Consider the following 1,100-nt stretch of genomic DNA (forward strand, 5'->3'; position numbering starts at 1 on the left):
CGATAACCCCGAGCGGCGACCGCCACCCAACCCGCGCCCCACACCATGTAGAGCAGCTGGGAGATAAGGCCACCCGCTGGCAGTTGCTCCAGCAGCATACCCACCATAAACCAGACCAGCACCATGGCCACGCTGATCCCCATCCCCTTGTTGAAGATATCGAACCCGCTGCGAACCCAGAGCCAGCCACGACCTGTCGTGTACCGGGCCGGAGTGGTGCGCAAAGGGGGTAATCCGTTCATATCGTCTCTTCGGAGTGTCGGTGGCATCAGTGCCGGAAGCCGATTCTAGAGCCAGGGCGGGGGCGACTCAATGGCGAAGCGGCCCGACCACGACATAAAACCTGACGCAGCTATGCACAAAAGGGGCATCAGCCACGCCCCGCCACTGGCTGCCCCGACCATAACGAGGCACAATCTGTCCCCTCCTCCAGCCGCGCCTGTCGTGGCCAGCATGTCGTGATCACCCTTTAGTGATCGGCGAATGCCGGACAGGGGGTTGTCATCCCGCCATCCCGGGCGCTTTAACATCGAGTGGTATCGTCATGAGAGTTGTGTGTTGTCTGTTGTTGTTACTGGCCAGCCAGTCGGCCCTGGCCGAGGGTTTTATCAGCCGCCTGCTCAACCATCCGGTGCCAGGTGGCGTTGCGGTGATCCCTCTTGGCGCGTCACCCACTGCCCCCACGGCCCGCTATCACGACAAACCCGTGCTGGTAGTGCGCGAAGACAACCAGTGGATCGCCATCGTCGGCATCTCTCTGAAAAGCACGCTCGGCGCCCAGCAACTGAGCACAGGTGATGGCCGTACTCTCGGCTTCACCGTGACCCCCAAGCACTACCGCGAGCAGCACATCAAGCTCAAGAACAGCCGTCAGGTCAATCCGCTCGCCGAGGATATGACACGTATCAACCGCGAGCTGGCGGAGCAGACCCGGGCTTACCAGACCTTCAGCCCCAACCAGCCGAGCAACCTGATGTTCGACAAGCCGGTCAACGGCCCCCTCTCCAGCCCGTTTGGCCTGCGTCGCTTCTTCAATGGCGAGGAGCGCAACCCCCACTCCGGCCTCGACTTCGCTGTCGGCGCCGGCACCCCGATCAAGT

Annotated in this window: 1 protein-coding gene and 1 pseudogene; one reads left to right on the plus strand and one right to left on the minus strand. The window is 62.3% G+C overall.

Features of this window, described 5'->3' with window-relative positions; all coding sequences use genetic code 11:
• Positions 1–242 (minus strand): annotated as a pseudogene (locus AACS18_RS11150) (BPSS1780 family membrane protein); the annotation flags it as partial.
• 302 nt (positions 243–544) lie between these two features.
• On the opposite strand from AACS18_RS11150, the gene AACS18_RS11155 reads away from it, so the two are divergent.
• The coding region (locus tag AACS18_RS11155; RefSeq protein ID WP_374956643.1) for a M23 family peptidase at positions 545–1,100 on the plus strand (556 nt) is incomplete at its 3' end.

This window comes from Aeromonas sp. HMWF015 (assembly GCF_963878965.1).
In the GTDB taxonomy this organism is placed as follows: domain Bacteria; phylum Pseudomonadota; class Gammaproteobacteria; order Enterobacterales; family Aeromonadaceae; genus Aeromonas; species Aeromonas veronii.